Source organism: Desulfobacter sp. (assembly GCF_050177295.1).
Genome location: NZ_JBFXHE010000308.1, coordinates 1 through 3,607, shown reverse-complemented (window position 1 = coordinate 3,607; position 3,607 = coordinate 1). Strand labels below are relative to the sequence as shown.

Annotated in this window: 5 protein-coding genes; 1 reads left to right on the top strand and 4 read right to left on the bottom strand. The window is 44.8% G+C overall.

Features of this window, described 5'->3' with window-relative positions; all coding sequences use genetic code 11:
* The 3 genes from AB7U36_RS17585 to AB7U36_RS17575 form a co-directional block, all read right to left on the bottom strand.
* The coding region (locus AB7U36_RS17585) for a CHASE3 domain-containing protein (RefSeq protein ID WP_428160981.1) at positions 1 to 653 on the bottom strand (653 nt) is incomplete at its 3' end.
* 43 nt (positions 654 to 696) lie between these two features.
* Complete coding sequence (locus AB7U36_RS17580; protein ID WP_428160980.1) at positions 697 to 1,356, bottom strand: L-fuculose-phosphate aldolase; 660 nt, start codon at positions 1,354 to 1,356, stop codon at positions 697 to 699.
* 226 nt (positions 1,357 to 1,582) lie between these two features.
* Positions 1,583 to 1,789, bottom strand: a complete 207-nt coding sequence (locus AB7U36_RS17575; protein WP_428160979.1) for an AarF/UbiB family protein — start codon at positions 1,787 to 1,789, stop codon at positions 1,583 to 1,585.
* Between the two features lie 247 nt (positions 1,790 to 2,036).
* On the opposite strand from AB7U36_RS17575, the gene AB7U36_RS17570 reads away from it, so the two are divergent.
* On the top strand, positions 2,037 to 2,957 hold the full coding sequence (locus AB7U36_RS17570; protein WP_428160978.1) for a manganese-dependent inorganic pyrophosphatase: 921 nt from the start codon (positions 2,037 to 2,039) through the stop codon (positions 2,955 to 2,957).
* A gap of 286 nt (positions 2,958 to 3,243) precedes the next feature.
* Here the strand turns inward: AB7U36_RS17570 and AB7U36_RS17565 are convergent.
* Positions 3,244 to 3,607 (bottom strand): transposase family protein (locus AB7U36_RS17565; protein WP_428160977.1); only part of this gene is annotated, 364 nt, incomplete at its 5' end.

Sequence of the window (3,607 nt, the reverse complement as noted above, 5' to 3'; positions counted from 1 at the left end):
GCTACGGAGTGGCTGATGCCGTATGCAATAAGCGCAGAAAAAATTAAAACCGAAATAAGCCCGATGGCGATCAATTTTGTTTTTGAAATAGTGTGTTCCCTAATTTCTTTAAAAGAATCTAACAGCTCTTCTTTATGCGCTTCAACAATCTTGTCTATGATACCGGCCAGCTTCTCGGCGAATGGATCAAACTCCTCCATCATTGGGTTGCCTTTTTCCGGGCCGGCGTCAATATAAGCCTGGGCCATTTTTTTGCCCATGTCATAATAATCATCCAGGCTGTTTTTCATATCTTTAAGCAATGCGACCATCTCAGCTTCACCATATTTATCATGCTCAACAATGGAATGGTCAATTCTTTTAACAGCTTCTTTATAATAAATTTCCGCTTCCTTATATCCGTCATCATACCTTTGTGCAGCTCTTGTGGCAGATATGTCCGTGAGCCATTGCTGGATCTGCTCGATATCCCGTTTAATTTCAATGAAATTCAGGGTATGCGGCAGAATCTCATTTTTTACCCCTTCCAGCTCATAAATGGTTTTATTGTTAGAACGAATGGTCACAATGCCCACAATGACGAAAAAAATACAGACGATCCCAAAACCAAAGAAAAGTTTCAGCCTTATAGATAGATCATTGAGCTTCCCCATTTTTGTTCTCTCCCATTTTTTATTAGTTAAAATTTCGAGTAAACTATTTTCCAATCCCCATTTTTTTCTGTCCATAGGTCTTGAACTTTTCAAGCACGGTGTTCATCTCTTCATCCGGCAGAATAACGGGATTTCCGATACTTTTGGTCTGATAATAAATCCGGGCCACGAATTCGATCTCTTCGGCAGCGGCAAAGGCTGTATCCATGGTGGGTCCGACTGCCACAAGTCCGTGATTGGCAAGCAGCAAGGCGTTATAATCCCCAATATATTCGGCTACTATTTGCGCCAATTCCGGTGTACCAAAGGTGGCATAGGGTGCCAAGGGCACTTTTTTCCCTGCAAACCCCACAAGATAATGCACCGCCGGGATTTCCCACCCCAGGCAGGCCATGGTAACCGCATATGGGGAGTGGGTGTGGACAATGGCCTGTACATCCTTGCGCCGGTGATAAAGGGAGAGGTGAAACCCAATCTCGCTTGAAGGCCTGGCCTCTCCATCCATGACATTTCCCTGCATATCGGTGAGAACAACATCCCGGGGCTGTAATGCCGCGTATTCGATCCCGCTGGGACTGACTGCCACCTTTCCGGAATTCCTGTCAATAATGCTCAGATTCCCACCGGTACCCGTGGTCAGGCCTGATTCCAGCATTTTGAGGCCAAAACGCACAACAGCTTTTCTTTCATTTTCCAGTTCCATAAACGTCTCCATAACATCTGGATTCAGCTATATTATTATCATCCATAGTCCCACATGAGCCGTCAATGATAGAGGTTGATTCATTGAATTTTTTTGTACAGGAAAACCCCAAATATTCTTAACTGGAACTTTGAGCTTCATACCACGATTGCAAGAGGCCCCAATGTCGGTAGATTCTCTGGCATAATTATTCTAATAAGCCGAAAGTCTGAAATTTACAACAAATTCAGTTAATAATCACCTTTGTGTTTTTAACGGCCAAGACCTTAAATATGTCAGATTTTACCGGTTGAGTACAGAGATATATTACGACACGGTACTGCTCAACAAATTCAGATTTCACCTCACGGATACAGCCAAAATCCAGCAGCAGTCCCACGGACAAATCATCCCGGACCAGGAAATTGCCGGGATTGAGATCTGCATGTACCACATTAAGTTCATAGAACCTTTCTGATGCTGACTCATCTTCATGGCTCCTTTTCTATAACAAAGTCCTGTTAAATGCAGATCCTGGGACATGGTATTTTCTTTTTTCAGATTTTGCTTGAGCTTACGTGCGATTAATTCTATAAGACCAAGTGGTATTAACGTTAAGAACTTACATGGATGGCTGCCGGTTGTGGGGGTCATCCTGAGGATTATAACCTGATGACAACACTTTTTTTTTAGGAGGTTTTATGTCAACTCTTGTATTTGGTCACAAAAATCCGGATACTGATTCTGTAGTCGCAGCCATCGCACTGGCCGATCTGAAAAAAAGCCTTGGTGAAGACATCGCACCGGCTATTCAGGGCGACCTGAACCCTGAATCAAAATTTGTCCTGGACAAATTCAGTCTGGCTGCCCCTGAAGTTATCACCAGCTATGCAGGCAAAGATGTTTACCTGGTGGATCATTCCGACCTAGCCCAAAGCCCTGACGACCTTGGCGATGCCAATATTCTGGGTATTGTAGACCATCACAAACTGGGTGATGTAACCACCGGACAACCCCTGGAATGCTGGATCTGGCCTGTGGGCTGCACCTGCACTGTAATTGCTTCCATGTACGATTACTTCAATGTTGAGGTTCCCAAGGGCATTGCCGGTGCCATGCTGTGCGCCATCCTGTCCGACACTGTAATCTTTAAGTCCGCCACCTGTACAGACAAAGACAAAGAAGTATGTGCAAAGCTGTCTGAAATCTGCGGCGAATCCGATCTTGACGCCCTGGGTATTGAAATGTTCAAGGTAAAATCTGCTGTTGAAGGCACTCCGGTCCGTGAACTGGTTATGCGCGACTACAAAGACTTCAAGATGGGTGGTTCCGGCATTGGGTGCGGTCAGCTCGAACTGGTTAACCTGTCCATCGTTGACGGCATCAAGGCTGATCTTGAAAAAGACATCCGTGATCTGAAAGCAGAAAAAGGCCATCACACTGTACTCTTGATGCTCACCGACATCATGAAGGAAGGCACCGAGCTTCTCGTTGCTTCTGATGACGAAACTGTTGTTGAAAAAGCCTTTGGTGAAAAACCCGTCAACGGCAAATGCTGGCTGCCCGGCATCATGAGCCGTAAAAAACAGATTATTCCTTTTCTTGAAAAAGTATTTGGTTAGTCTGTAATTCAAGGGCTTTTGGTGTTTTGCCAAAAGCCCTGCCCTTCACCCCAAACAATCCGTCCCCCACACCCATGGGTGTTTTCGATTATTCCCACAGCACGGAATGCCCGGGTCCCCGGATGGATTTTATTCCCCCGCTCGCGGGTAATTGGTTCCTGGCAGGACAATTAATAGTAATCCTCAGTTCTCTGATTCTTTGATTTAGGAATTCCAGGGACACCATGAACACATATTTTTAACCACGAAAAGCTCGAAGGAACAAATGGGGACAGGTACATAATGCTTATTCCCTTTTAATACCGAAAATTCTTTTGAGAAGGCGTTTGATTGAAATATCTTTTTGCCGGACCACCTCATTTAGAGTGACAAGGACTTCCAGCATGCTCATGAGGATTTCGTAGTCCTTGTCAAAAAGAGTTTTGTCCTGAAGTTCATGGACGTCCAAGCGCTTTACAGCATCATTTGTGTAGGATTTCCCGGGAACACGCCATGGGTATCGTTCTGTTGTTGTCGGTTCGTTGTCGCATTCTAAGCATTGAGTGCGACGTGGCCGAATTTTTAAATACACTTTTCGTCCAAGAATCGGCAAGTGCCTAATCGTTATCCATTCATCATAACCGATAAAGCGTTGAGTTTCTCTTCCACAT

What these genes read in the sequence shown, in the direction of transcription:
- AB7U36_RS17580 (WP_428160980.1), bottom strand. Translation starts at nt 1,356, where the DNA reads ATGGAACTGGAAAATGAAAGAAAAGCTGTTGTGCGTTTTGGCCTCAAA.
- AB7U36_RS17570 (WP_428160978.1), top strand. Translation starts at nt 2,037, where the DNA reads ATGTCAACTCTTGTATTTGGTCACAAAAATCCGGATACTGATTCTGTA.